Origin of the sequence: Sphingomonas sp. NPDC092440, from assembly GCF_044754985.1 — a bacterium.
Classification (GTDB): domain Bacteria; phylum Pseudomonadota; class Alphaproteobacteria; order Sphingomonadales; family Sphingomonadaceae; genus Sphingomonas.
In genome coordinates this window covers 18,310-42,939 of the sequence record NZ_JBIVQA010000002.1, presented here as the reverse complement: position 1 = coordinate 42,939, position 24,630 = coordinate 18,310, and the positions used below count along the sequence as shown (strand labels likewise).

The 24,630-nt window shown below is 69.9% G+C and carries 20 protein-coding genes; 7 read left to right on the top strand and 13 right to left on the bottom strand.

Going from position 1 to position 24,630, the window contains the following annotated elements; genetic code table 11:
* Nucleotides 1–224: 224 nt before the first annotated feature.
* On the bottom strand, nt 225–821 hold the full coding sequence (recR, locus tag ACIQCS_RS03025) for a recombination mediator RecR (RefSeq protein WP_345851812.1): 597 nt from the start codon (nt 819–821) through the stop codon (nt 225–227).
* Between the two features lie 123 nt (nt 822–944).
* On the opposite strand from recR, the gene fmt reads away from it, so the two are divergent.
* Together fmt and truA are read left to right on the top strand one after the other, a co-directional pair.
* Nucleotides 945–1,883 (top strand): methionyl-tRNA formyltransferase, encoded by a 939-nt coding sequence (gene fmt / locus ACIQCS_RS03020; protein WP_345851811.1) that lies wholly within the window; start codon nt 945–947, stop codon nt 1,881–1,883.
* A complete protein-coding gene (truA, locus tag ACIQCS_RS03015) occupies nt 1,880–2,620 on the top strand; it encodes a tRNA pseudouridine(38-40) synthase TruA (protein WP_345851810.1) in 741 nt (246 codons plus the stop codon). Before fmt ends, truA begins: the two co-directional genes overlap by 4 nt.
* A 36-nt stretch (nt 2,621–2,656) precedes the next feature.
* Here truA and ACIQCS_RS03010 read toward each other — a convergent pair whose 3' ends face one another.
* The 9 genes from ACIQCS_RS03010 to ACIQCS_RS02970 all read right to left on the bottom strand — a co-directional run bounded on the left by ACIQCS_RS03010 (nt 2,657) and on the right by ACIQCS_RS02970 (nt 13,913).
* On the bottom strand, nt 2,657–3,847 hold the full coding sequence (locus ACIQCS_RS03010) for a class I SAM-dependent RNA methyltransferase (protein ID WP_345851809.1): 1,191 nt from the start codon (nt 3,845–3,847) through the stop codon (nt 2,657–2,659).
* A complete protein-coding gene (locus ACIQCS_RS03005; protein ID WP_345851808.1) occupies nt 3,838–5,253 on the bottom strand; it encodes an NAD(P)H-hydrate dehydratase in 1,416 nt (471 codons plus the stop codon). Before ACIQCS_RS03005 ends, ACIQCS_RS03010 begins: the two co-directional genes overlap by 10 nt.
* A complete protein-coding gene (locus tag ACIQCS_RS03000) occupies nt 5,250–5,720 on the bottom strand; it encodes a hypothetical protein (protein ID WP_345851806.1) in 471 nt (156 codons plus the stop codon). Before ACIQCS_RS03000 ends, ACIQCS_RS03005 begins: the two co-directional genes overlap by 4 nt.
* Complete coding sequence (gene ilvD, locus ACIQCS_RS02995) at nt 5,701–7,422, bottom strand: dihydroxy-acid dehydratase (protein ID WP_345851805.1); 1,722 nt, start codon at nt 7,420–7,422, stop codon at nt 5,701–5,703. The genes ACIQCS_RS03000 and ilvD overlap by 20 nt, the downstream gene beginning before the upstream one ends.
* Before the next feature lie 671 nt (nt 7,423–8,093).
* Nucleotides 8,094–8,795 (bottom strand): N-formylglutamate amidohydrolase, encoded by a 702-nt coding sequence (locus ACIQCS_RS02990; protein ID WP_345851802.1) that lies wholly within the window; start codon nt 8,793–8,795, stop codon nt 8,094–8,096.
* Complete coding sequence (locus tag ACIQCS_RS02985; RefSeq protein ID WP_345851800.1) at nt 8,792–9,514, bottom strand: enoyl-CoA hydratase/isomerase family protein; 723 nt, start codon at nt 9,512–9,514, stop codon at nt 8,792–8,794. Before ACIQCS_RS02985 ends, ACIQCS_RS02990 begins: the two co-directional genes overlap by 4 nt.
* A gap of 367 nt (nt 9,515–9,881) precedes the next feature.
* Nucleotides 9,882–10,682: a 4-(cytidine 5'-diphospho)-2-C-methyl-D-erythritol kinase gene (locus ACIQCS_RS02980; protein WP_345851798.1), complete on the bottom strand. Its 801-nt coding sequence runs from the start codon at nt 10,680–10,682 to the stop codon at nt 9,882–9,884.
* Nucleotides 10,679–12,211, bottom strand: a complete 1,533-nt coding sequence (locus tag ACIQCS_RS02975) for a tetratricopeptide repeat protein (RefSeq protein WP_345851797.1) — start codon at nt 12,209–12,211, stop codon at nt 10,679–10,681. The genes ACIQCS_RS02980 and ACIQCS_RS02975 overlap by 4 nt, the downstream gene beginning before the upstream one ends.
* A gap of 49 nt (nt 12,212–12,260) precedes the next feature.
* Nucleotides 12,261–13,913: an electron transfer flavoprotein-ubiquinone oxidoreductase gene (locus ACIQCS_RS02970; RefSeq protein WP_345851795.1), complete on the bottom strand. Its 1,653-nt coding sequence runs from the start codon at nt 13,911–13,913 to the stop codon at nt 12,261–12,263.
* 127 nt (nt 13,914–14,040) lie between these two features.
* Here ACIQCS_RS02970 and ACIQCS_RS02965 point away from each other — a divergent pair, with 127 nt between their 5' ends.
* The 3 genes from ACIQCS_RS02965 to moaB are packed head-to-tail and all read left to right on the top strand — an operon-like array spanning nt 14,041 to nt 17,079.
* Nucleotides 14,041–14,757 (top strand): uracil-DNA glycosylase family protein, encoded by a 717-nt coding sequence (locus ACIQCS_RS02965; RefSeq protein WP_345851794.1) that lies wholly within the window; start codon nt 14,041–14,043, stop codon nt 14,755–14,757.
* 2 nt (nt 14,758–14,759) lie between these two features.
* Nucleotides 14,760–16,565: a lytic transglycosylase domain-containing protein gene (locus ACIQCS_RS02960; protein ID WP_345851793.1), complete on the top strand. Its 1,806-nt coding sequence runs from the start codon at nt 14,760–14,762 to the stop codon at nt 16,563–16,565.
* Entirely contained in the window at nt 16,552–17,079 is a 528-nt protein-coding gene (gene moaB, locus ACIQCS_RS02955; protein ID WP_345851792.1) for a molybdenum cofactor biosynthesis protein B, read from the top strand. Before ACIQCS_RS02960 ends, moaB begins: the two co-directional genes overlap by 14 nt.
* Nucleotides 17,080–17,364: 285 nt before the next feature.
* Here the strand turns inward: moaB and ACIQCS_RS02950 are convergent, their stop codons facing one another.
* Together ACIQCS_RS02950 and ACIQCS_RS02945 are read right to left on the bottom strand one after the other, a co-directional pair.
* Nucleotides 17,365–17,877, bottom strand: coding sequence for a YbjN domain-containing protein (locus ACIQCS_RS02950; protein WP_280279031.1), 513 nt, complete (start codon nt 17,875–17,877; stop codon nt 17,365–17,367).
* 120 nt (nt 17,878–17,997) lie between these two features.
* Entirely contained in the window at nt 17,998–18,339 is a 342-nt protein-coding gene (locus ACIQCS_RS02945; RefSeq protein ID WP_345851790.1) for a VOC family protein, read from the bottom strand.
* A 51-nt stretch (nt 18,340–18,390) separates the two neighbouring features.
* Between ACIQCS_RS02945 and ACIQCS_RS02940 the strand changes: the two genes are divergently transcribed.
* Entirely contained in the window at nt 18,391–19,461 is a 1,071-nt protein-coding gene (locus ACIQCS_RS02940) for a PA0069 family radical SAM protein (RefSeq protein WP_345851788.1), read from the top strand.
* Between the two features lie 42 nt (nt 19,462–19,503).
* Here ACIQCS_RS02940 and ACIQCS_RS02935 read toward each other — a convergent pair whose 3' ends face one another.
* A complete protein-coding gene (locus ACIQCS_RS02935; RefSeq protein ID WP_401530022.1) occupies nt 19,504–21,603 on the bottom strand; it encodes a GDSL-type esterase/lipase family protein in 2,100 nt (699 codons plus the stop codon).
* A 318-nt stretch (nt 21,604–21,921) separates the two neighbouring features.
* On the opposite strand from ACIQCS_RS02935, the gene ACIQCS_RS02930 reads away from it, so the two are divergent.
* Nucleotides 21,922–24,531, top strand: a complete 2,610-nt coding sequence (locus ACIQCS_RS02930; protein WP_345851786.1) for a M1 family metallopeptidase — start codon at nt 21,922–21,924, stop codon at nt 24,529–24,531.
* Nucleotides 24,532–24,630 lie beyond the last annotated feature (99 nt).

Here is a 24,630-nt window from a genome sequence, read left to right as displayed (position 1 = left end):
TTGGTTCACGCGGAGACGCGGAGGCGCGGAGAAGAAGAAGGTGGTTCGCGCAGAGGCGCAGAGAACGCAGAGAGGTTCCGCTCGCGGTGAGCCTGGGCGCCGCGTCAGCGGCAGGAATCGTGGAAACCCCGTGATGAAGGGCGCCGCTTGCGCGGCGCTGAACCCCTCTGCGTTCTCTGCGCCTCTGCGCGAACAAAATCTTCGCGTCTTCGCGTGAACGGATCTCAGGCCACTGGCCGCCGCGCGCGCAGCGCCTGGGCCAGCGTGCCCTCGTCGAGATAGTCGAGCTCGCCGCCCACCGGCAGGCCATGGGCGAGCTGGGTGACCCGCACCGGATAGGTCTCGATCCGCTCGGCGATATAGTGGGCGGTGGTCTGCCCCTCGAGCGTGGCGTTCATCGCCAGCACCACTTCGTCGATCCCGCCCGCGGCAATGCGCGCGACCAGCCGGTCGATGCGCAGATCCTCCGGCCGCACGCCCTCCAGCGCGGAGAGGCGCCCGCCGAGCACGTGGAAGCGCCCCGGGAAGAGCCGCGCGCGATCGAGCGCCCACAGGTCCGCCACTTCCTCGACCACGCAGAGCGATCGCACATCCCGCCGCGGATCGGCGCAGATCTGGCAGGGGTCCGACGTGTCGACATTGCCGCAGACCCCGCAAGTGGCAAGGTTGCGGCTCACCGCGCCCAGCGCCGACAGCAGCGGATCGAGCGCCGTCTCGCGCTTCTTGAGCAGATGCAGCACCGCGCGCCGCGCCGAGCGCGGCCCGAGGCCGGGAAGTCGCGACAGGGCCTGGGTGAGCGCTTCGATCTCGGGAGATGCCATGGGTGGAAATGTAGCCATGCAGGAACAGAAAGGAAACCATGCCATTGTCCCGCGATACCCGCCATCGTCGCTGCGCCCCACACGGGGATGACGGGAAGGTGCTGGACGGTTAGAGACCCGCCCATGCGAGTGATATTCATGGGGACGCCCGAATTCGCCGTGCCGGTGCTCGACGCGCTGGTCGAGGCCGGGCACGACGTCGTGGCGGCTTACAGCCAGCCTCCGCGCGCCGGCGGGCGGCGAGGCAAGGCGCTGACGCCTTCGCCGGTCCATGCCCGGGCCGAGCAGCTGGGGATCGAGGTGCGCACGCCGCTCTCCTTTCGCAAGGAGCCGGATGCGATAGCGGCCTTCGCGGCGCTGGCGGCGGACGTGGCGGTGGTCGCGGCCTATGGCCTGATCCTGCCCCAGGCGCTGCTCGATGCGCCTCGGCACGGCTGCCTCAACGTTCATGGCTCGCTGCTGCCGCGATGGCGCGGCGCCGCGCCGATCCAGCGGGCGATCCTGGCCGGCGACGCGGAGACCGGCGTCGGCATCATGCAGATGGAAGCCGGGCTCGACACCGGCCCGGTGCGGCTCGAGGAGCGGTCACCGATCGGGCCTCACGACAGCAGCGGCGCGCTCACGCACCGCCTGTCGCATCTCGGCGCCCGGCTGATGGTGCAGGTGCTGGGCGACCTGGATCACTACCCTGCCCAGCCGCAGCCGGAGGAAGGCGTCACCTACGCCGCCAAGATCGACAAGTCCGAGGCCCGGATCGACTGGAGCGTCGGCGCGCGCCAGGTCGATCGCCAGGTTCGCGCCTTCAATCCGGCGCCCGGCGCCTGGTTCGAACATGCCGGCGAACGCATCAAGATCCTGACCGCGCATGTCCAGAGCGCTTCCGACAATCCGGGCGACGTTCACTATCGCACGACGCCGGGGCTGGTGCTGGACGCGCAGCTGGCGATCGGCTGCGGCGACGGCGCGATCCGCCCGGATAGCGTGCAGCGCGCGGGGCGTGGCGTCATGACGGTGACCGAGCTGCTGCGCGGCTTCCCCATTCCACCGGGGACCCGGCTTTGACGCGCTTCGCGCTGACGGTGGAGTTTGACGGCCGGCCCTTCATGGGCTGGCAGCGGCAGGACCATGGTCCGAGCGTGCAGCAGGCGATCGAGGAGGCCGCCTTCGCGGTCACCGGCGAGCGCGCCGCGGTGCAGGCGGCCGGGCGCACCGACGCGGGCGTCCATGCGCTCGGCATGCGCGCGCATCTCGACATCGAAAAGCCGATCACTGCCTTCCGATTGATGGAAGCGCTCAATGCGCGGGTGCGGCCCAATCCGGTGGCGATTCTCGATTGCGTCGAGGTTGCGGACGATTGGCACGCGCGTTTCTCGTGTGTTGCACGTCATTATGAATATAGAATCTCAACAAGGCGCGCGCCGCTCACCTGGGAGAAGGGCCTCGCCTGGCGCGTGATTCCGCCGCTCGACGCAGGGCGGATGGCCGAGGGTGCGGCCCGGCTGCTGGGGCGGCACGACTTCACCACCTTTCGCTCGGCCCATTGCCAGGCGGACAGCCCCTTGCGCACGCTCGACCGGCTCGACGTGGTGCAGGACGGGGAGCGGATCAGCGTGTTCGCCTCGGCGCGCTCCTTCCTCCATCACCAGGTGCGCTCGATGGTGGGATGCCTGGTGCTGGTCGGCCAGGGGCGATGGAGCCCCGACGACATGACCGCGGCGCTGGAAGCCCGCGACCGCGCGGCACTGGGCCTCAACGCGCCGTCCGACGGGCTGTTCTTCCTGCGGGCGGACTATCCCTGAGATCCCGCGCCCCGAGACCCTGCAGGTGCGCGGGCCCTAGCGGCTGAAACGCGCCGCGAGCTCGACATGGGTCGACCAGCGGAACTGGCCGACGGGCTGGATCCAGTCGAGCGTATAACCACCCTCGCACAATATCTCCGCATCCCGTGCGAAGGTGCTGGGATTACAGGAGACATAGGCGATGTGCGGCGCCCTGGCCCTGGCGAGTTCGCCCACCTGCTCGCGCGCGCCGGCACGGGGCGGATCGAGGACCACGGCATCGAACTTGTCGAGATCGGTGCCGGTCACCGGGCGGCGGAACAAGTCGCGATGATCGGCGAAGACCAGCCGGCGGGCCTGCGCCGCCGCGGCCTTGAGCGACAGGATCGAGTCGCGCGCCGCCTCGGCCGCATAGACCTTGGCCGTGGGGAAGGCGAAGGTGAAGGTGCCGAGTCCGGCGAACAGATCGGCGACGGTGCCGGCATTGCCGGCAATCTCGCGGACCGCGGTGACCAGCGCCGCTTCGCCCTCGGCCGTTGCCTGGAGGAAATTGGCCGGCGGGAACGGCACGGCGACGCCGCCCAGCGTGACCGTGACCGGGTCCGGCTCCCAGCGCGCGGTGGGGCCCAGCCCCTCGTCCATCGCGAAGCGCGCCAGCTGGTGGCGATGGGCAAAGGCGGTGATCGCCTCGGCCGCAGCCAGCCCCTCCGCCTCCAGCCCGTCGAGCAGCACGTCCACGCCCTGGTCGGCCCTGGCGAGGTGGACGTTGATCCGCCGCGAACCCGGCAGCAGCGCGGCGAGCAGGCCCCGCAGCGGCGCGAGCAGCGCGAACAGCTCCGGGGCGAGGACATGGCATTCCTGCAGATCGATCAGATTGTGGCTGCCCTGCGCGGTGAAGCCGAGATGGACCTGGCGGCCACGGCGCTCGGCATGGAGCGTGGCGCGACGGCGGGTGCGCGGCGGCGACAGCTGGGGCGTGCGGATCTCGGTCTCGAGCTTGTGTTGCGCGAGCGCGCCGGCGATCCGGTCGACGATGAAGCCGCTCCACGCCGCATCGTCGAGATGCTGGAGCTGGCAGCCGCCGCACGTCGGGAAATGGCGGCAGGGTGGCTCGCGGTGGTGCGGGCCGGGAACGATGCTGCCATCGGCGCCGATCCGGTCGCCGGGCGCGGCCAAGGGCACATGGCGGCCATCGGCGGTGACGCCGTCGCCGCGCGCCGCGACTTTCAGGACTTCGCTCAGAGACATTCGGCGATCGCTTGGGGAAGATGCATCGGCAGCGCATCGGCGATGAAGGCCGGCCCTGCAAGAGCGGCCGCGCGGGCATGGAGCCAAACCGCTGTTTCAGCGGCGTTTTTATTGCCAGCCGCAACCTGGGCGGCAAGCGTGCCGGCGAGTATGTCGCCAGTGCCGGCGGTCGAGAGCCAGGACGATGCCCGGGCCAGCACCCGCACTTCGCCCCGGGGACCGGCGATCACCGTATCGGCCCCCTTGTGGATCACGGTCGCCCTGGATTCCGATGCTGCGGCAAGGGTTTGGGAGATCTTGTCGCCATCGCCTTCGAACATGCGGCCGAACTCGCCTTCATGGGGCGTGAGCCAGGTCGCCGCGGTGCGGCGCTGCAGCCAGGCGGTGGCGGATTTTCCCAGCAAGGTCAGTGCGTCACCATCGAGGATCAGGGGAAGTTCGGCACTCAGCGCGGCCTTGAGCAGTCCCTCGGCGCGGCGATCGCGGCCCAAGCCGGGGCCGATCAGGATTCCCCCGATACGTTTCTCGGTGAGGAAATCGGCCAGATCGTCGCCATTCGCGATCCGGTGGCGCACCAGGGCGTCGGGACCGCCGCCCCCGCCGCCGCGCCCGCCCCCACCCTCATCGCGGCAGGCGAGGATCGTGTAGCCGGCGCCGCTCGCCATGGCGGCATGGGCGGCGAGCCGGGCGGCACCGGGCATGCCGCCTTCCACCACCACGACCAGCCCGCGATTATACTTATGGGCACGCGGCCCCGGCGCGGCAAGCCTCGGCCGGGCGACGCTGCGCCAGTCGCTCGCCACCGGGATGCCGATATCGGCGAGCAGGACCTGGCCGCAGCGCTCCAGCCCGGCACCAAGGACGTGCGCGGGCTTGAGCGCGCCCAGCGCCAGCGTCGCGGCGATCCCGCGCGGCGCGCCCAGATCGGCACCGCTGTCGGTCGCCAGGCCCGAGGGCAGGTCGATCGCGAGCGCGAACCGGGCGGCGGCGACCAGCTCGGCGAGCACCGGCGCGATCCCGCGCTCGAGCGGCCGGGTGAGGCCGGTGCCAAACAGCCCGTCGACCAGCACGGGGCGCGGCCGGGCCTGGTAGAGCGAGCCCACTTCCCCGCCCCAGCGCTCCAGCATCGCCCGTGCGGCCGCGGTGCCGGGCTCGCCGCCGGCCGCGACCGCGACGTCATGGCCGGCTGCCTTCAGCAGCCGCGCGGCGACATAGGCATCGCCGCCATTGTTGCCCGGCCCGGCCAGGACAAGGATCGGACTGCCCCGGGCGAAGCGCGCCACCGCGCGCGCCACGGCGGCGCCGGCACGCTCCATCACGTCCAGCTGGGGCTCGCGCCGGAACAGCGCCTCCTCGGCGGCGCGCATCCGGGCGGCGGTGACGATCGGTGCGCCGGGCGGAATCATTTGCCCGGCCCGGCCCCGCGCACCGTCGCGGGCAGGCGATAGCGCGCCCCGCCGATCGCGACCTCGATCAGATTCGCGGCAAGCGGCGTCACCACTGCCTTCTCCGCACCATCGGCGGCGACCACCCCGCGCCCATCGGTGGTGACGAGCAACCGGCGGAAACCGCCATCGGGATGGCGCAAGGTGAGGAACAGCCCGTCCTGCGACTGGACCCGGTCGATCGTGCAGGCATAGGCGAAGCGCTCGGCACCCGGCGGCGCGCATTCGATGCGCCCCTCGGCCTTTTCCCGCTTCTCCGCCTGGACTTCGTTGCGCGCCTCCGCCGCTTTGTCGCGGACCTGGGTGTTGCAGGCGGTGAGGAGGGCGAGAGCAGCCAGCGTAAGTGCGTGCCGCGCGCCGCCCCTCTCCCCGACCCTCTCCCCACGCGCGGGGAGAGGGAGATTTGGTCTAGATATCCGCGAAGACATGGGTTTCGGCGCTGGCTCCCGGGTGCGTTACCGCTCCCTTATAGGCCGGGCCGACATTCCGGGAAAAGCGCCACAGCGCGCCGGACTGATAATCGTTCGCGCGCGGTTCCCACTTCGCGCGGCGTTCGGCGAGCACCGCCTCGGGCACGTTGAGGTCGACGGTGCCGGCCTCGGCATCGATGCTGATCTCGTCGCCATCCTCGACCAGCGCGATCGGGCCGCCATCGGCCGCCTCGGGCCCGACATGGCCGATGCAGAAGCCGCGCGTGCCGCCCGAGAAACGCCCATCGGTGATCAGCGCCACCTTCTCGCCCAGCCCCTGGCCATAGAGCGCCGCGGTGGTCGACAGCATCTCGCGCATGCCGGGCCCGCCCTTGGGCCCTTCATAGCGGATGACGACGACCGTGCCCTCCTCGATCGCATTCGCCTCGACCGCGGCAAAGGCATCCTCCTCGCGCTCGAACACCTTGGCCGTCCCGGTGAACTGGAGGCGCTTCATCCCCGCGACCTTGACGATCGCGCCCTCGGGCGCCAGCGAGCCGCGCAGCCCGACCACGCCGCCGGTGGGCGTGATCGGCGTCCTGGCGTCGTAGATGACCTTCTGGTCAGGGTTCCAGGTCACCTGCTCGATATTCTCGCCCAGCGTCTTCCCCGTCACCGTCAGGCAGTCGAGATGGAGGAAACCCTCCGCCGCCAGCGTCTTCATCAGCATGTAGATGCCGCCGGCCTCATGCATGTCACGCGCGACATAGCGGCCGCCGGGCTTCAGATCGGCGATATAGGGCGTGGTCTTGAAGATCTCGGCGACGTCGAACAGGTCGAACGCGATGCCCGCCTCATTGGCCATCGCCGGCAGATGGAGCGCGCCGTTGGTCGAGCCGCCGGTCGCCGCGACAATGCGGGCGGCGTTCTCGAATGCCGCGCGGGTGCAGATGTCGCGCGGGCGGATATTGCGGGCGATCAGCTCCATCACCTGGCGGCCCGCCGCGATCGCGATCTCCTCGCGCGACTTATAGGGTGCCGGGGCCATGTTGCTGTTCGGCAGCGACAGGCCGATCGCCTCGGCGACGCAGGCCATGGTGTTGGCGGTATATTGGCCGCCGCACGCGCCATGCCCCGGGCACGCCGCCTTCTCGATCGCAGTGACTTCCGAGAGCGGGCATTTGCCGGCGGCATAGCGGCCGACGACTTCGAACACGTCGATGACGGTGAGGTCGCGCTCCTGGTAGCGGCCCGGCAGGATCGAGCCGCCATAGACGAAGATCGACGGCACGTTGAGGCGCAGCATCGCCATCATCATGCCGGGGAGCGACTTGTCGCAGCCGGCGAAGGTGACGAGCGCGTCATAGCAATGGCCGCGGACCGAGAGCTCGACCGAGTCGGCGATGACTTCGCGGCTGACCAGCGAGGACTTCATCCCCTGATGCCCCATGGCGATCCCGTCGGTCACGGTGATCGTGTTGAAGCGGCGCGGCATGCCGCCAGCCTCGTTGACGCCCTGGCGGCACCAGTCCGCCTGCTGGTCGAGCGTGGTGTTGCACGGCGCGCTGTCATTGCCGGCCGAGGCGATGCCGACGAACGGCCGGGCGATCTCCTCCTCGGTGAGGCCCATGGCGTAATAATAGCTGCGGTGCGGCGCGCTCTCGACGCCGACCGAGACATAGCGGCTGGGGAGCTTGGACTTGTCGAATCGCTGGGTCATGATGCGCAAGCCTATGTCGCGAGAAGGAGGTTTTGCGCAAGACTATTGCGCAAAGAAATTATCGCGGCTGGCGAAGCGCCGTTGCTCCTCCGCCCTGGAAGGGAGGGGGATTCCGCTCGTCCGCGGCGCTTTGCTTTTCACGCGGAGGCGCGGAGAAGAAGCTGGCTCGCGCAGAGGCGCAGAGAGCGCGGAGGGGTTCGGTACTGCGCAAGCGACGCCCTTCATCGCAGAGCTTCCAGGATTCCCGCCGCCGACGCGGCGCTTGAGGGTCGCCACCCAATCAGCACATTCCGTCATCCCCGCGCAGGCGGGGATCCAGGGTAATATGGGCCAATCGATGCAATCGCACCCAGGGTCGCCGGAAACGGCAAACCGCGCCTCACGGTCCTTGCTCCTGGCCCTGGATCCCCGCCTGCACGGGGATGACGAGGAAGGGATAGCGGGGATGCCGTCGGAGAATAGGAATACTCAACCTGAACTCACCGCGCGCGCGGTTCCTCCGCGCTCTCTGCGCCTCTGCGCGAACCGACTTCTTCTTCTCCGCGCCATCGCCCGAGCTCCCGCACCGGCACGCTCCCGGCGCAAGTCGGGATCTCAGGCGAAGGCGGGGAAAGAACCGCCCGGGATCCCGGCTTGGGCCGGGACGACGGCCTGGGGCGGGGAAATGACGGTTATGCGAGCAGATGCCCCGCCAGATCCGCCAGCACGCCCGCCCATTCCTCCACTCCGGCATCCTCGCGGATCAGGTCGTTGCGGATCTCGATCGCGGCCGAGGGGATGCCCTGCCCCTCGGCATGGCGGTTGAGCGTCGCGTTCAGCAGCCGGCCCGAATAAGGCTCGTTGTCGCCGGTGACGAAGCCCCGCCCCTCGAGGAACGCCACCGTCGGACGCGCGGCGCGGACATCCCGGTTGTAGAGCACGCCGACCTGCCAGGGGCGATCGGTGCCGCCATGCTCCAGACAGGGCGTGAAGCTGTGGATCGAGAGGATCAGCCTGGGCCGCTGGGTGCGGATGCGATCGCGCAGGATGCGGTGATAGGGCGCATGGAAGCGGGCGATGCGTGCGGCCTTGTCGACCGTCTCGTTGCCGGGGACCGGATGGCCGTCGCTCCGGTGCGGGATCAGGCCGACATGATCGGGCTCGCGATGGAGATCGATCACCAGCCGCGAGACGGTGGCGAGGATCGCCGGGCAGCCGAGCCGCGCCGCCAGCGCGCGGGTGACGGCGGCGGCGCCGATATCGATGGCGATATGCTTGTCGAGCAGCGCGGGATCGATGCCGAGATCGATGTCGGCCGGCACGGCGTTGGAGGCATGGTCGCACAGGAGGAGGACGTCGCGCGCGGCACCCTCGAGGATCTCCGCGGCGCTCACCAGGCCGGGCTCCGGCGGGCGCGGAAGGCGGCAAGGCCCTCGGCGAACTCGGCGCCGCCGAACGCGTCCTCGAAGCCCTTGTCGGTCCGCTCCCCGCCCAGGGTGCGCTTGAGCAGGCGGATCGCCGCCGGCGCGTTGCCGGCGATCGCGCTCGCCATGGCGGTGGCGGTGTCGAATGCCTTGCGGGTCTTCAGTTCGACCAGGCCGATCTTGTGCACCTCGTCGGGACGGAGCTTGTCGCCGGTGAAGAGCAGCAGCGCGGCCATGCCCCGCCCCACCTGCGCCTCCAGCCGGGCAACGTCCTCGCGCGGATAGCCGAGGCCGAGCCGCGCGGGCGTGATCGCGAACTCGGCCTGGGCGCCGGCGATGCGGATGTCGGCCGCAAGGATCAGCGCCACCGCCGCGCCGAAACAGCCGCCGTCGATCGCGGCGATCACCGGCATGGGCAGCGCGGCAATCGCCTCGATCCCCTCGCGCATGGCTTCGCGGAAGCGGGTGCGGAGCGCCGGATCGGCCTGGAGCTGCTCGAACTCGCGGACATCGGCCCCGGCGGAGAAGATGCCGGGCACGTCGGACCTGAGGATCACGGCGCGGGCATTGCCCACGTCACGCGCGGCGGCGGCGAGCGCCTGCCAGGCGGCGGTGGGGAGCGCGTTCTTCGCCTCGGGCCTGGCGAGCGCGATGGTGGCGACATGGCCGTTGCGGGTGAGATGGATCATGGCGCGGATCGGCCCGAATGGGGCGGCGCTGTCAAGGGCCGGGTGCGCCGGATGGGGCGGGCTTTCGCCCGCGCCACCGACAGACGTTCTGCTCCCGGCAGTCGATCCGCTGAGGATGGCATAGGCCGGAAAGGGGAAAGGCCGGGTTTGCGAGCGTGGTTAATGGCGCCGCGCGCGGCGCCCGGGCCGGGAACCACGCCCTTGAAACCATCCCGTCATCTGAAACCATTTCCGTCATCCCCGCGCAGGCGGGGATCCAGGATAATATGGGACAATCGACGCAATCGCGCGCGGGGATGACGGAGGAAGGGGAGGATGGAGGAAAGGGACTTGTCCGGGCGAGCAGGCGCCGAACAAACCCGGGGAATCAAGTCAATCGCGTGGGCAGCAGCCACCAGCCCCGGCCGGACAGCGCCGCCGCCGCCGCGTCGCGGCGCGCCTCGCTTTCGAACAGCGCGAAGCAGGTCGCGCCTGAGCCGGACATCCGCACCAGCCCCGCCCCCGGTTGCGCGGCGAGCATGTCCAGCACCGTGTCGATCACCGGCGCGATGGCGCGGGCCGGCGGCTCGAGGTCGTTGCGGCCCTTACGCGGATCGGCCGGAAGCGGCCCATGGTCCAAGCCGTCCCAGCGGCGAAACACCTCGGCGGTGGAGACGGCGACGCCCGGATTGACCAGCAGCACCGGGGTGCCCGGCAGGCCGGGAACCGGCTCCAGCCGCTCGCCCCTGCCCCGCCCGATCGCGGTGCGGCTGAGCAGGCAGGCGGGAACGTCCGAGCCGAGCCCGGCGGCGATGGGAAACATCGCCTCCACCGATACGCCGTGCAGCCGCCCGAGCGCCCGCAGCGTCGCCGCCGCATCGGCCGAGCCGCCGCCGATGCCCGAGGCGACGGGCAGGCGCTTGTCGAGGGTGATCGCGTGCGCGCCATGGCCGAATTCGCGGGCGAATTCCGCCGCCGCTCGCGAGACGAGATTGTCGCCCTCCCCGTCCAGCGCCGCGGCGAAGGGGCCGGTGAGCGTGAAGCTGTCCGCTTCGGCGCGCGCTATGCTCAGCACGTCGCCATGCTCGACAAAGGCGAACAGCGTCTCCAGTTCGTGATAGCCATCGGGCCGCCGCGCGCGGACGTGCAGCGCCAGGTTGAGCTTGGCCCGCGCCGTCTCGACGATCATTGCGCCAGGCCGTCGGCGAGCTTGGCCTTGAGCCGGGCGAGATCGTCCGGGTCGGCAGTGACTTCGGCGGCGCGCCAGGCATAGCGGGCCTCCACCCGGCGGCCGAGCCGCCAATAGGCGTCCCCAAGATGCTCGTTGGCGCGGGCGCCGCCCGGATCGGCGCGGACGGCCGCCTCGAGCAGCGGCACCGCCTTGGCCAGCTGGCCATCGGCATAATAGGCGCGGCCGAGCGCGTCGGTGATCTCGGGATCGTCGGGCTTGAGCTTGCTGGCGCGCTCGAGCAGCGCCTGGGCCGCGGGCAGGTCGGTGCCGCGCTCGACCTGGGCACTGGCCAGCCAGGTCAGCGCCTGGGGCTCGTCGGGCGCGAGCTGGACGGCGCGCTGGAGCTCGGGCAGCGCCGCGTCCCAGCGGCCGGCACGGTCGAGCGCGGCGCCGCGCAGATAATGGAGCTCCCAGCCGCCGTCGCCGCCTGCCCTGGCCAGCGCCCGGGCGAAGACGTCGGCCGCCTCGCCATAGCGCTCGACCTGGACCAGCAGCTCGCCATAGTCGCGAAGCTCCTGCGCGGTCGCCCCTTCCGGCGCGGCCAGCGCCCGGGCGTCCGCGAGCGCCTCGGGCAGGCGGCCGGCGCGGCGGAGCGCGGCGACCCGGCCGGCGGCGGCGCCGCGCGCGAACGGGCCGTCGGGGCGGATCGCGGCCAGCGTCGCCAGCGCCAGGTCGGTCGCGTCGCTGCGCGACAGGGCATCGGCGAGCCGCAGCCGCGCCCGCTCCTCCTGCGGATCGAGTAGCAGCGCCGCGCGGGCGAGCACGATCGAGAGCGGGGCGATATCCTCGCTGCCCAGGTCGCCGGCAAGGCTGAGGAATACATGCGCGGCGCCGAAGGCGGCATCGGGCCGGCCGGCCTTCGCCTCGCGCTGGCGCCACGCCCGGGAGGCGCCGGCAAGGTCGCCCAGGGTGAAATCCGCCTTGTCGCCCCTGCCGGCGCGGAGCAGCGCGATGCCGGCATCGATGCGCCGGTCGGACGCGTCCTCGGCTCCGCGCGCGGCGGCGAGCGCGAACAGGCCCTGATCGGTCTTGCCCGACGCGATCAGCAGCAGCGCGCGATTGCGATCGGCGAAGCGGGAGGCGAGCGCATTGCCGCGCGCGGTGTCGAGCAGCGGCAGCGGATCCTGGCCGCGATCGAGCGCGAGCCAGGCGCCGAGCACGGGCACCATGAAGTCGAGCTGCGCACGCGACAGCCGCTCCAGCGCCCTTTCGGCGCCGAGCCGGTCCTTGCCGTGCAGCGCGACGGCGAAGGCGAGCAGGTCGGCGTCCGGCGGGGCGGTGCCCGCCTTGGCCAGCACGGCGGCGGCGTGGGTGGCCAGGGCGAAGTCGCCGGCCGCCAGCCCCTGGCGATAGGCGCGCATCGCCAGCACCGGATCGCCGGGCACGGCGGCAAGCGCGCGGGCATAGCCGGCGGCGGCGAGCACGGGCTCCCCCGCCGCATCGGCGGCGCGCGCCCGGGCATAGTCGCGCAGATCGGCCTGCGGCACGGCCCGCTGCGCCGCGGCGGGCAGCGCCGCCAGCAGCGCGAGCGCCAGGCTACATGTTCGGATAATTGGGGCCGCCCCCGCCTTCGGGAACCACCCAGTTGATGTTCTGGGTGGGATCCTTGATGTCGCACGTCTTGCAGTGGACGCAATTCTGCGCGTTGATCTGGAAGCGCAGATCGTCGCCCTCGCCGACAACTTCGTAGACACCCGCGGGACAGTAGCGCTGCGCCGGCTCGGCGTACACCGGAAGATTGTAGCCGATCGGGATTTCCGGATCCTTCAGCGTCAGATGGACCGGCTGGTCCTCCTCATGATTGGTGTTCGAGAGGAACACCGACGTGAGGCGATCGAAGGTGAGCACGTTGTCGGGCTTGGGATAGTCGATCTTCGGCGCCACCGAAGCGTGCCACATCCCCTCATTGTCGGGCTTGTGCTTCATGGTGAAGGGCCAGCGCAGGCCGAGCAGCTCCATCCACATCGCCGCGCCGGCAAGCAGCGTGCCCCAGGTGTCGCCGAACTTCTTGACCAGCGGCGCCACGTTGCGGACGCCGCGCAGCTCCTTGTAGACCCAGCTCCGCGCATAGGCCTCGGGATAGGCGGCTAGCTCGTCCGCCTCGCGGCCGGCGCCGACCGCGGCAAAAGCCGCCTCCGCCGCCATCATGCCGCTCTTCATCGACGTGTGCGTGCCCTTGATGCGCGGCACGTTGAGGAAGCCCGCCGCGTCGCCGATCAGCGCGGCGCCGGGCGCGACCAGCTTCGGCACCGACTGGAAGCCGCCGTCCGAGATGGCGCGCGCGCCATAGGAGACGCGCTTGCCGCCCTTCAGGATCGCCGCGATCTCCGGATGGGTCTTCCAGCGCTGCATCTCCTGGAACGGAGACAGATAGGGGTTCTTGTAGTTGAGCCAGGTGACGAAGCCGAGCGCGACCTGCCCGTCCGCCTGGTGATAGAGGAAGCCGCCGCCATTGGCGCCGTCGGTGAGCGGCCAGCCCTGGGTGTGGATCACCCGGCCCGGCACGTGATTGGCGGGATCGATGTCCCACAGTTCCTTGATGCCGATGCCGTAGATCTGCGGCTGGCTGTCCGCGTCGAGCGCGAAGTTGCGGATCAGCTGCTTGGTCAGGTGCCCGCGGCAACCCTCGGCGAAGAAGGTGTATTTGGCGTGCAGCTCGAGGCCGGGCTGATAGTCCAGCTTGTGCTCGCCGTCACGGGCCACGCCCATGTCGCCGGTGGCGACGCCCTTCACGCTGCCATTGTCGTGATAGAGGATCTCGGCCGCGGCGAAACCCGGGAAGATCTCGACGCCCATTTCCTGCGCCTTGTCGGCCAGCCAGCGGCAGAGATTGCCGAGCGAGCCGGTATAGGTGCCCTTGTTGTGCAGGAACGGCGGGGTGATGAACTCGGGAAAGCCCGACTTGCCCTTCTCGCTGAGCACCCAATGGTGATTCTCGGTCACCGGCGTCCGCGCCAGCGGGCAGCCATCGTCGCGCCAGGTCGGCAGCAGCTCGTCGAGCGCCCTGGGGTCGATCACCGCGCCGGAGAGGATATGGGCGCCCACCTCCGAACCCTTTTCGAGGATGCAGACCGAAAGCTCGCTGCCCGCTTCCCCGGCCAGCTGCTTCAGCCGGATCGCCGCCGAAAGGCCCGCGGGCCCCGCGCCGACGATCACGACGTCATAGGGCATCGACTCCCGTTCGCTCATCATCCCATCCTTCACAATCTTGGCCTGGCACGCGCCGCTTCGCTTGTCGTCGCATGCTGGCAACGTCCTGTCCCTTGGTCGATGAAGGCAGATTGACCCGCCCGTCAAGGCATGACTCTTAGGCAGCGTGGGAGGCGAGTACACAGCGGATTGGGGGCGTACCCTGGCGAGCGCGCTCGAATGGTGGCGCGACGCGGGGGTCGAAACCCTTCAGGAGGACGAGGCTCGCGACTGGCTCGCGCGGCCCGCGCCGGTGCAGCCGGCGCAGGCTGCCGTAACGTCGCCCCAGCCCGAAAGCCTGCCCGATACGCTTGCCGCCTTCACGGCCTGGCGCACCGGCGAGACGGTTCCCGAGGCCGCCTGGCTGACTCCGCGGATCGGCCCCGGCGGCCCCGCCGACGCGGCGCTCGTGGTGCTCACCGACATGCCCGAAAGCGACGATCAGGATGCGCTCCTGGCCGATGGCGCGGCCGGAAGGCTGTTCTCGCGCATGCTCACCGCCGCCGGAATCGCCCGCGATTCGGTCTATTTCCTGTCGCTCGCCGTCGCCCGCCCGCTGGCCGGCCGGATCCCGCCGGACCAGGAAGGCCGGCTGATCGAGATCGCCAAGCACCACCTGAAGCTGCTCCAGCCCGCCCGGCTGCTGATCCTGGGCCAGGCGGCGAGCCGTGTCGTGGCCGAGGCGAACGACGACGCACCGGCCAATGGTTTAGTCGATGTTAACCATTTCGGCGGAAAAACGCAGGCAGTGGCGAGCCTGCACCCGCGCTTCCTGCTGGAGCGCCCCGCCGCCAAAAGCGAAGCCTGGAAGCACCTGTTGCTGTTGACCCGGGGGAGCCTGTGACCATGCGTATCCTGATTGCCGCCGCCCTGCTCGCGACACCGGCGCTCGCCCATGCCGCCGATCTTCCGGCTGGCGCGGACGGTTCCGCCACCGCCACCGAAGACGGCGTCGCCGCCCCGGCCCCGCGTGAGGGCGACGGCATTCCCGATCAGCTCGATGCGGACCAGAAGGCCGGATATCGCAAGGTGTTCGCCGCCATCCGCGCCCAGCGCTGGCAGGACGCGCAGCTCCAGCTCGATTCGATGAAGCCGGGCCCGCTCCATGCGATCGCGCGCGCCGAGCTCTACACCGCGAAGAACTCCCCCAAGGTCGAACTGGCCCCGCTGCTCCAGTTGATCGGCGACGCGCCCGAGCTGCCCCAGGCCGACCAGCTCAGCCGCATGGCCAGGACGCGCGGCGCGATGACCACCCCTGCCATCCCGGCGGCGGCGCGGCTGATCTGGTATGACGGCGCGCCGGTCCGTCAGCGCGCCCGCTCGATCAAGAGCGACACCGCCGCCACCGAGATCGCGCTCGCCATCCAGCCCTATGTGAAGGCCGATCAGGGCGTCGAGGCCGAAGGCGTGGTGGCGAAGTTCGAGGCCGATCTGACGCCCGAGGCCAGGACCGAGTGGCAGCAGAAGGTCGCCTGGATCTATTATGTCGCCGGCGACGACGACAATGCCCGCCGCGTCGCCGCCAAGGCGCAGGACGGCGCGGGCGACTGGGCGCCCCAGGCCGATTGGGTCGCCGGGCTCGCCGCCTGGCGCGAGCAGGATTGCGCGGGCGCCACCGCCGCCTTCGAACGCGTCGCCACCCGCGCCGCCGATACCGAGCTGCGCTCCGCCGGCCTCTATTGGGGCTCGCGCGCCGAAATGGCATGCGGCCGCCCCGAGAAAGTCGCGGTGAAGCTGCGCGCTGCCACCCAATATGGCGAGACCTTTTACGGCCTGCTCGCCAAATCGGCGCTCGGCATCGAGGACAAGCCGGGCAAGGGCGAGAGGTTCGTCGCCGAGGACTGGCGCGCGCTGGAGCGCCGCCCGAACGTCCGCGTCGCCGCCGCGCTGGTCGAGATCGACGAGGACGGGCTGGCCGACGAAGTGCTGCGCTACCAGGCCAAGATCGGCAGCCCTGCCGAGCATATCGCCCTCACGCGCCTGGCCGGCCGGCTGAGCCTGCCCGCCACCCAGCTCTGGCTCACCCATAATTGCCCGCAGGGCACCCAGCCGCTCACCGCGGCGCGCTATCCGGCGCCGAACTGGACGCCGGCGGGCGGCTGGCGCGTCGACAAGGCGCTGGTGTTCGCCCACACGCTGCAGGAATCGCGCTTCAACTCGGAGATCCGCAGCGCGGCCGGGGCGATGGGGCTGATGCAGGTGAAGACCGGCGCGGCGATCGACATCGGCCGGCGCAACGGCGTGAACTATGCCGCGAGCGACCTGACCAAGCCGTCGGTCAACATGGAGATCGGCCAGTCCTATCTCGAGCAGCTGCGCGACCAGCCCTTCACCGGCGGGCTGCTGCCCAAGGTGATCGCTTCCTACAATGCCGGCCCCACCCCGGTCGCCAACTGGAACGCGATGATCAAGGACGGCGGCGATCCGCTGCTCTACATCGAGAGCATCCCTTACTGGGAGACGCGCGGCTATGTGATGACGGTGCTGCGCAACTATTGGATGTACGAGAATCAGGAAGGCCGGAAATCGAGCAGCCGCGAGGCGCTGGCCCAGGGCCTGTGGCCGAAATTCCCCGGCATGCAGGGCCCGGCGGCCGTGAAGCTCGGCGTGCGCAAGCTTGCCTTCCACCAGGACGGCAATGCCAATCGATAAGGCCATCGCGTTCCGCCCGGTGCGGATCGCGGTGCTGACGGTCTCCGACACGCGGACCCTGGCGGACGATCGCTCGGGCGACCGGCTGGTCGAGCGGCTGACGTCAGCCGGGCATGTGCTGGCGGACCGGGCGATGGTGCGCGACGATGCGGACGGGATCGTCGCCCGGCTCCATGGCTGGATCGACGATCCGCGGGTCGAGGTGGTGCTCACCACCGGCGGCACCGGCGTGACCGGCCGCGACGTGACGCCCGAGGCGTTGGCGCGTGTCCAGGACAAGGAGATCCCAGGCTTCGGCGAGCTGTTCCGCTGGCTCAGCTACCAGTCGATCGGCACGTCCACGATCCAGTCCCGCGCCACTGCCGGCGTGGCGCGCGGCACGTACATCTTCGCCCTGCCCGGCTCGACCGGCGCGGTCACCGACGCCTGGGACGGCATCCTGGCGACCCAGCTCGACATCCGCCACAAGCCCTGCAACTTCGTCGAGCTGCTGCCGCGGCTGGGTGAGCGGTGAGATTACCTCTCTCCTCCCTTCCAGGGAGGGGCCGGGGGGTGAGTCGATGACCGCGATACGGCCAGTACCGAGCCCGATTCATCCGTATCGCCAGGCTCCCACCCACCCCTAGATTGAGGACTCACATTCTTCCTTCGTCACCCCGGCCTTGCGCCGGGGTCCCGCTGTCTCGCCAGCACAGGAAGGAGCGGGATCCCGGCGCAAGGCCGGGATGACGGTGAAATATCAGATACTTGTTCGGGGTCCCAACCTAGCCCCTCCCTTCCAGGGAGGGGGACAATGGGCCTATTTCTTCCCGCCCGCCGCCTTCTCCTCCTCGTCGAGGAACGTGAACAGGTCGCCGGTCATCGACGACCACCAGTCGATCGTGTCGGCGAAATTCGCATAGCTCACCTTGCCGACGGTAGTGACGTCCATCCAGGTGGAGAGGTCGCCGTCCTTGTCGATCACGATGCGCAGGAAGCGCTTCTTGGCGTTCCAGCGATTGGCCAGCCCGGCATCGTACCAGGGCTTCTTCTTGTACCAGGAAAAGAACTGCATCGAAGTGCAGCCCTTGGCCGTGCCGCAATCATAGAATTCGATCGTGAAGGGCGATCCGTTGGCGGCGCTGCCGATATAGGGATCGCCGCTGTCCTCATGCTTCTTCAGCTCGGCCTTATAGCCTTCGCCCTGGAGCAGCTTCACCACTTCCTCGGGATGCGCGATGTCGACCATCCGCGCCGGATCGCCCTTCTGCGCCGCCGCCGGCATCGCCCACAAACCGGCCGCCAGCGCGACCGCGATCAAAGCCTTGCCCATCACTCCCCCTTTCATTGCCTCGGTTTCCTGCTGGGGAAGTCCGCCGCGACGGCCGCCGGCGCCGGGCCCATCGGAATTTCCCCAGGACCCGCACCCTATCACGCCGTCGCGGCGCGGCAATCATTCCGGCTCGTTGACGAACACGCCCAGCTCGTTCCCCGCCGGATCGCGGAAATGGAAGCGGCGGCCGCCCGGAAAGGCGAAGATCGGCACAGTGATCGCGCCGCCCGCGCCCTGCACGCGCTCGAACGCCGCCTCGAGGTCGTCCACCTCGACGATCGGCAGCAGCAGCGGGATCGCCTGCTCGTCGGAGCCGTTGATGCCCAGATCGGTGTCGCCCGTGGTGGTGGCCGCATAATGCGGGGCAAAATCGGTAAACTGCCAGGCAAACGCCTTGGCATAGAAATCACGGGTGCCGGCCACATCCTTGGCGGGCAGTTCGAGATAGCTGATCCGTGCCATAAATCCTCCAATGTTCTTGCTATGTTCTAGTCGGACGCCTAGGCTATGGCAATGGCGAAGAATCGTCCGGTGCGCGGCGCCACCCTCAACCGGGAGAGCAGCCGCTTCAACCTGCCCGCGCGCGAGGCGGACGGCGACTGGCTCGACGCGCGGGCGGCGCTGGACGACGCCCCGCCGCCGCTGCGCACGACCGTGACGGTGGAGCGGGCGCGGACGATCATCACGCGCAACCAGTCGCCCGACATCGCCTTTGATCGCTCGATCAATCCCTATCGCGGCTGCGAGCATGGCTGCATCTATTGCTTCGCCCGGCCGACCCATGCCTATCTCGACCTGTCGCCGGGGCTCGATTTCGAGAGCAGGCTGTTCGCCAAGCCCGATGCGCCCGCGCTGCTGCGCGCGGAGCTGGGCAAGCGCGGCTATGTGTGCCGGCCGATCGCCTTCGGGACGAACACCGATCCCTATCAGCCGATCGAGGCCGAATGGCGGATCACCCGCGGCTGCATCGAAGTGCTTGCCGAGCATGATCATCCGCTGACGATCACCACCAAGTCCAACCGGGTGACGCGCGACCTGGACCTGCTGGCGCCGATGGCGGCGAAGGGGCTGGCGGCGGTGATGCTCTCCATCACTTCGCTCGATCCCAGGATCGCGATGACGGTGGAGCCCCGCGCCCCGCATCCCGAGAAGCGGCTGGCGGCGATGCGGCAGCTGGCCGATGCGGGCGTGCCGGTGTTCGTCTCGCTGGCGCCGGTGATTCCCCAGGTGACCGATCACGAGATCGAGCACATCCTCGAGCGCGCCGCCGAAGCCGGGGCGCGGACCGCCTTCTTCCTGCCGGTGCGGCTCCCGCACGAAGTCTCGCCGCTGTTCCGCGCCTGGCTCGAGACGCATTTCCCCGATCGCGCCGGCAAGGTGATGGCGACGATCCAGTCGATCCGCGGCGGCCGGGACAATGATCCCGACTGGCACACGCGCTTCCGCGGCCAGGGGCCCTGGGCCGAGCTGCTGCGCACCCGGTTCCGGATGGCGGCGAAGCGCCATGGGCTGGACCGGGAAGTGCTGCGGCTGCGGACCGACCTGTTCCGCCCGCCGCGCGGGGCGCAGGGGGAGTTGTTCTAACGCCCTCTCTCCAAGCTTCTCCCCTGAAGGGGAGCGGGAGAATTAGCGGCACATCGTCTCCAGCGGCAGCAGCGCCGGCGCCTGCGGCGCCTTCAGGCCCCTGGCCGCCATCGCGCCGTCGAGGCCCTGGGGCTGCGGAGGCAGCGCGGGGTCGATCTCGGGCGCGTAATAGGGATCCCGGCCCGCCGCCTCGACCGAGACGAACCGATAGCCCTTCTCGCGATAGAGCGCGACGAGCCGCGGCATCATCCGCGCGTCGAAGGCGCCCAGGTGCAGCAGCAGCACATAGGGAATGTCGCGGCCATAAAGCGCATGGCTCATCGCCCGGGCGCGATCGGCCTGGACCGAGGCGGCACCGAGCCAGGCATGCTCCATCTTCAGGATCGCATCCTCGTCGCCCCTGGCCAGGCAGCGGGCATAGGCGCCGTTATAGGCCCAGTCGGAGAAATCCATCGTCACCGTGGCGACCTTGTAGCCGCGCCCGGCCAGCAGCTTGCGGATGCGGGCGCGCCGCCCGGGATCGGCCGCGCCCTCGGATAGGAAGGGATAGCGGAACCAGCGCCAGTCGGCCGCGCCCATGCGGGCCTTGAGGATGGGCTCGTTCTTCGCAAGTTCGTCCAGGAACTGCGCATCGCTCAGCTGGTCGAGATTGGCATGGCTCCAGCCATGGTTGCCCAGCGTCAGCCCCGCCGCCCGCCATTTGTCGAGGACCGGCGCCGAGGCGGGCTCGCGCTCGAGCTGCACGCCGTTGACGAAGCCCATCGCCGGCGCGCCGCCCGCCTTCAGCGCGGCGATGATCTGCTCGGCGATGCCGACCCGGCTCTGGCCCTCGGGCAAGGGCGCATGGGCAGTGAGATCGTCGAAGGTGAAAGCGATCATCGGCGCGGGAGCGGCCGGCGCGGCGGCCACCCTGCCCGCATCCCGCACCCGGTCCGAGAGGAGCGACAGCGGCACCGCATCGGCCATCGCCCGATAGCCGTCGAGCGAGGGATGGAGGCCGTCATTGTCATATTCCTTGCGCAGCCGGGTCGGTGCCGCGGGATCGCGCAGCGCGGCGTCGAAGTCGATCACGCCATCGAAATTGCCGGGCGCGCGGATCCAGGCGTTCACCGCGGCGCGATCGGCCTCATTCTGCGCATCGGGGTGATAATAGGCCGAGCCGCCATAGGGCAGGATCGTCGCGCCGATCACCTTGATCCCGCGCGCGCGGGCGCGGGCGACCATCTGGCGATAGGCGCCGATCATCCCCTCCACGAGCGCGGCATGCGCGTCGGGCGTCGCCGGGGCATCGCGGGTGAGCGTGCCGAGATCGTTGACTCCCTCCAGGATCACGAGATGGGTGACGCCCGGATAGCTCAGCACCTCGCGGTCGAACCGGGCCAGCGCATTGGGGCCGAGCCCGTCGTTGAGCAGCCGGTTGCCGCCGATGCCGGCGTTGAGCACCGCCATGTCGGCCAGCGCCGGCGTGGCGCGCAGGCGCAGCTGGAGCGCGTCGGTCCAGCGCTGGTTGCCGTTGGCCGGCACGCCATAGCCGTCGGTGATCGAATCGCCCAGGATCACCACCGCCGATGCCTTGGCCGACACGGTCTCGATCGCGCCGATCTGCACCCAGCGATCGGCCTTGCCGGCGCCCGGCAGATCGGGATCGCCCATATGGTCGCCATGGAGGTGATAGCTGGTCGCGCGCGAGCCGGGATGGCCGGTCTGCTGCGCCGGCGCCTCGGGCAGATAGAGCGTGATCGCGAGGTCCGCGCCCGCCCGCACCGGCAGGGTAACCGGATCGGACCAGTAATCCGCGCCCGCCGGGATGGTGACGCTCTTCGCCCCGCCGAAGCGCAGCCCCACCAGGCTCGCGGCATCGATCCGCGGCGAGGCCGGGTCGAGCGCCCGCGCGACCGTCGCCCCGCCGAGCCGCAGGGGCTGGGTGCCATAGGCATTGGTGAAGCGCACGCGCAGCCGGGTGCCGGCGATCTGGACGCGCACCACCTGGCGCAGCGTCGCGTCCCTCAGATCCTCCGCCGGCAGCGCGTTGCTGCCCGGGATCATCTGCGACGTGGCCCAGACCGTCACCCAGCGCTCGCCCGGCGCCGCCGCGGCACCGAGCAGCAGGACCAGCGCCGCCAGGCGCGCGATCAGCCCCATATCCCTCTCCCCTGCTTGCGCCTGTGCGCAATGATAGCGCTACCATAGTCAAGCCGGGCCGGCGCGCAATGGCCAATCGAAGGTCGCCGGCGGGAAAGACGGCGGCCGCCGCGTGGAAGCAGGTGGCCCCCCGAAAAAGTAGCCGGGCGGAGGAAAGAGGGATCCAAACGCCGCCCGGTGGTCTGAGACCTGGGGACACCATAGCCATCCCCATGACAGACACAATATGGAAACATACAGTAGTTGAACGGAAACATGTGGCCGATTGCAGGTGCCCGGCACCGGGCCTAGGCCAGGGATAGATCATAAGGACTCTTCATGCGCGCGCTTGCCTTCGCTTTCGCCCTCACGCTTCCCGCTGTCGCATATGCCCAGGACGCCCAGCCCACCGGCAAGCTGCCGGATACGGTGACTCCCCTCGCCTATCGGCTCGACCTGACGATCGTCCCCGACAAGCCGCGCTTCAGCGGCCACACCGAGATCGACGTGCAGCTCAACCGGGCGGCGCAGACGGTGTGGATGCACGGCCGCAACCTCAACGTCACCAGGGCGGTGGCGGTGGTGGCGGGCAAGGAGATTCGGCTCGGCTTCACGCAGAAGAGCCCCCATGGCCTGGCCCAGATCGACTTCGGCAGGACGGTGCAGCCCGGCAAGCTGACCCTGAAGTTCGACTATGACGCGGCGTTCGGTACCGGCGCCTCGGGGCCCTATCGCATCAACGTGGCGGGCAGCTGGTACAGCTGGACCCAGTTCGAATCGATCGACGCGCGCGCGGCCTTTCCCGGCTTCGACGAGCCGGGCTTCAAGACTCCCTTCACCGTGTCGCTCACCACCAAGCCGGGCTTCGTCGCGCTGAGCAACGCGCCCGAGACGGGCAAGCCGGCCAAGGTCGGCGCGCTGGTCAGGCACCGCTTCATCGCCACCAAGCCCCTGCCGACCTATCTGGTCGCCTTCGTCGTCGGCCCCTTCTCCACCATCGGCACCAAGGTCGCGCCCACGCCCGAGCGCAGGACGCCGCTGCCGCTGCGCATCGTCGGCACCCAGCCCTACAAGGACCGGATGCAGTTCGCGCTCGACAATTCGGGCCCGATCGTCGCGCTGCTCGAGAAATATTTCGGCCAGGCATTTCCCTTCCCCAAGCTCGACCAGATCGGCTCGCCGGTGATGCCGGGCGCGATGGAGAATGCCGGTGCCGACATCTATGGCGACTCCATCCTGTTCGTCGACGAGGACGATGCCACGTCGAGCAAGCAGACCTTCGGCATGGTCGTGGCGCACGAGCTTTCGCACCAATGGTTCGGCGATCTCGTCACGCCCGCCTGGTGGGACGATATCTGGCTGAACGAGAGCTTCGCCAACTGGATGGGCTATCGCATCGGCAACGAATGGCGGCCCGATCTCGACATCGGCGTCGACGCCATCTCCGAGGGGTTCGAGGCGATGGACCTCGACGCGCTGGTCGCCGGCCGGCCGATCCACCAGAAGATCACCAACGATGCGGATATCGACGCCGCGTTCGACCAGATCACCTATGGCAAGGGCGGCCAGGTCGTCGGCATGATCGCCGCCTATATGGGCGACGAGAAGTTCCGCGACGGCGTGCGCCTGCACATGTCGCGCCACAAATATGGCAATGCGAGCACCGAGCAGTTCTTCACTTCGCTGGCCGACGCCGCGCATGATCCGCGCGTGCTCGAAGTGCTGCGCGGCTTCGTCGACCAGCAGGGCGTGCCGGTCGTGACCTTCCACCGCGCCAATGGCGTGCTCACCGCCAGCCAGCAGCGCTTCGCCTATTTCGGCACCAATGCCCCCGCGGAGCAGTGGATCATCCCGCTCTGCATCCGCCAGGGCGATGCCAAGAACTGCACGCTGCTCGACAAGCCGAGCGCGCCGATCGTTGCCGGCGGCACGGGCGCGATCGTCCCCAATGCCGGCGGCTGGGGCTATTACCGCTTCGACCTCGATCCCGCCGACTGGGATTCGCTGATCACCGCCGCCCCCACCCTGCCGACCGGCGAGGCGCTGGCGGTGGACGACAGCCTGTGGGCGAGCTTCTACGCCGGCAAGGCGAACACTGCCCGGCTCGTCGCGCTCGCCCGCGCGATGGCCCGGCATCCCAAGACCAAGATGCAGCTCGACAACGGCACCCGGCTCGCCGGCCTGCGCGACCGCGGGCTGATCGGCGCGGCGGCGCTGCCCGCTTATCGCAAGCTGTTCGTCGACCTTTACGGCCCGATGCTGGCCAAGATCGGCTTCGACCCCAAGGCCGGCGCGCATGCGAACGACAATGCCGACACCACGGAGCTGCGCGAGCAGCTGGTGGGCTTCGTGGCGGACAACGGCCATGACGCCGCGCTGCGCGCCAGGCTGATCGCCGCCGCGGATGCCCGGCTCGCCGGCGACGCGCATGCGCTCGACGATGATTTCGCGCCGCTGGCCCTGGCCGTCGCGGTCGGCGATCGCGGCGTGCCGTTCGCCAAGACGCTTGCCGAGACGGCGCTGGCGGGCAAGGCGCCCGACCTGCGCCAGGCCGCGTTCCGCGCCATCGCTTCCTCCGGCAATGCCGATGTCGCGAAATGGTATTTCACCGAGTTCGACGATCCCCGCTACACGCCGCGCGAGCGGCTGTTCGCCGCATCGCTCTTCCTGAACGACGCCGATACCCGCGACGCGGCGCTCGCCTATATGCTCGCCCATTTCGACGAATTCTCGAAGCTCACCGGCGGCGGCGGCATCTTCTCGGGCCGCTCGGCGGAAATGTTCAAGTCGCAATGCTCGCTCGCCGCCGCCGACACGGTCGACGCCAAGCTGCGCGCCGAGGGCGGCAGCACGCTGGCACTCGACCGGGCAGTGGAGGGCATCCGCAACTGCGCCCGCTTCAAGGACGCCAAGGCAGGCGAGGTCACCGCGGCGTTCGCGGGGATGTGAGGAACTCAATTCCTCCCCGAGCTTGTCTCGGGGAGGGGGACCATTCGCATAGCGAATGGTGGAGGGGCGCGGCGGGCACCGGCGTGCTGCGCCGGCCCC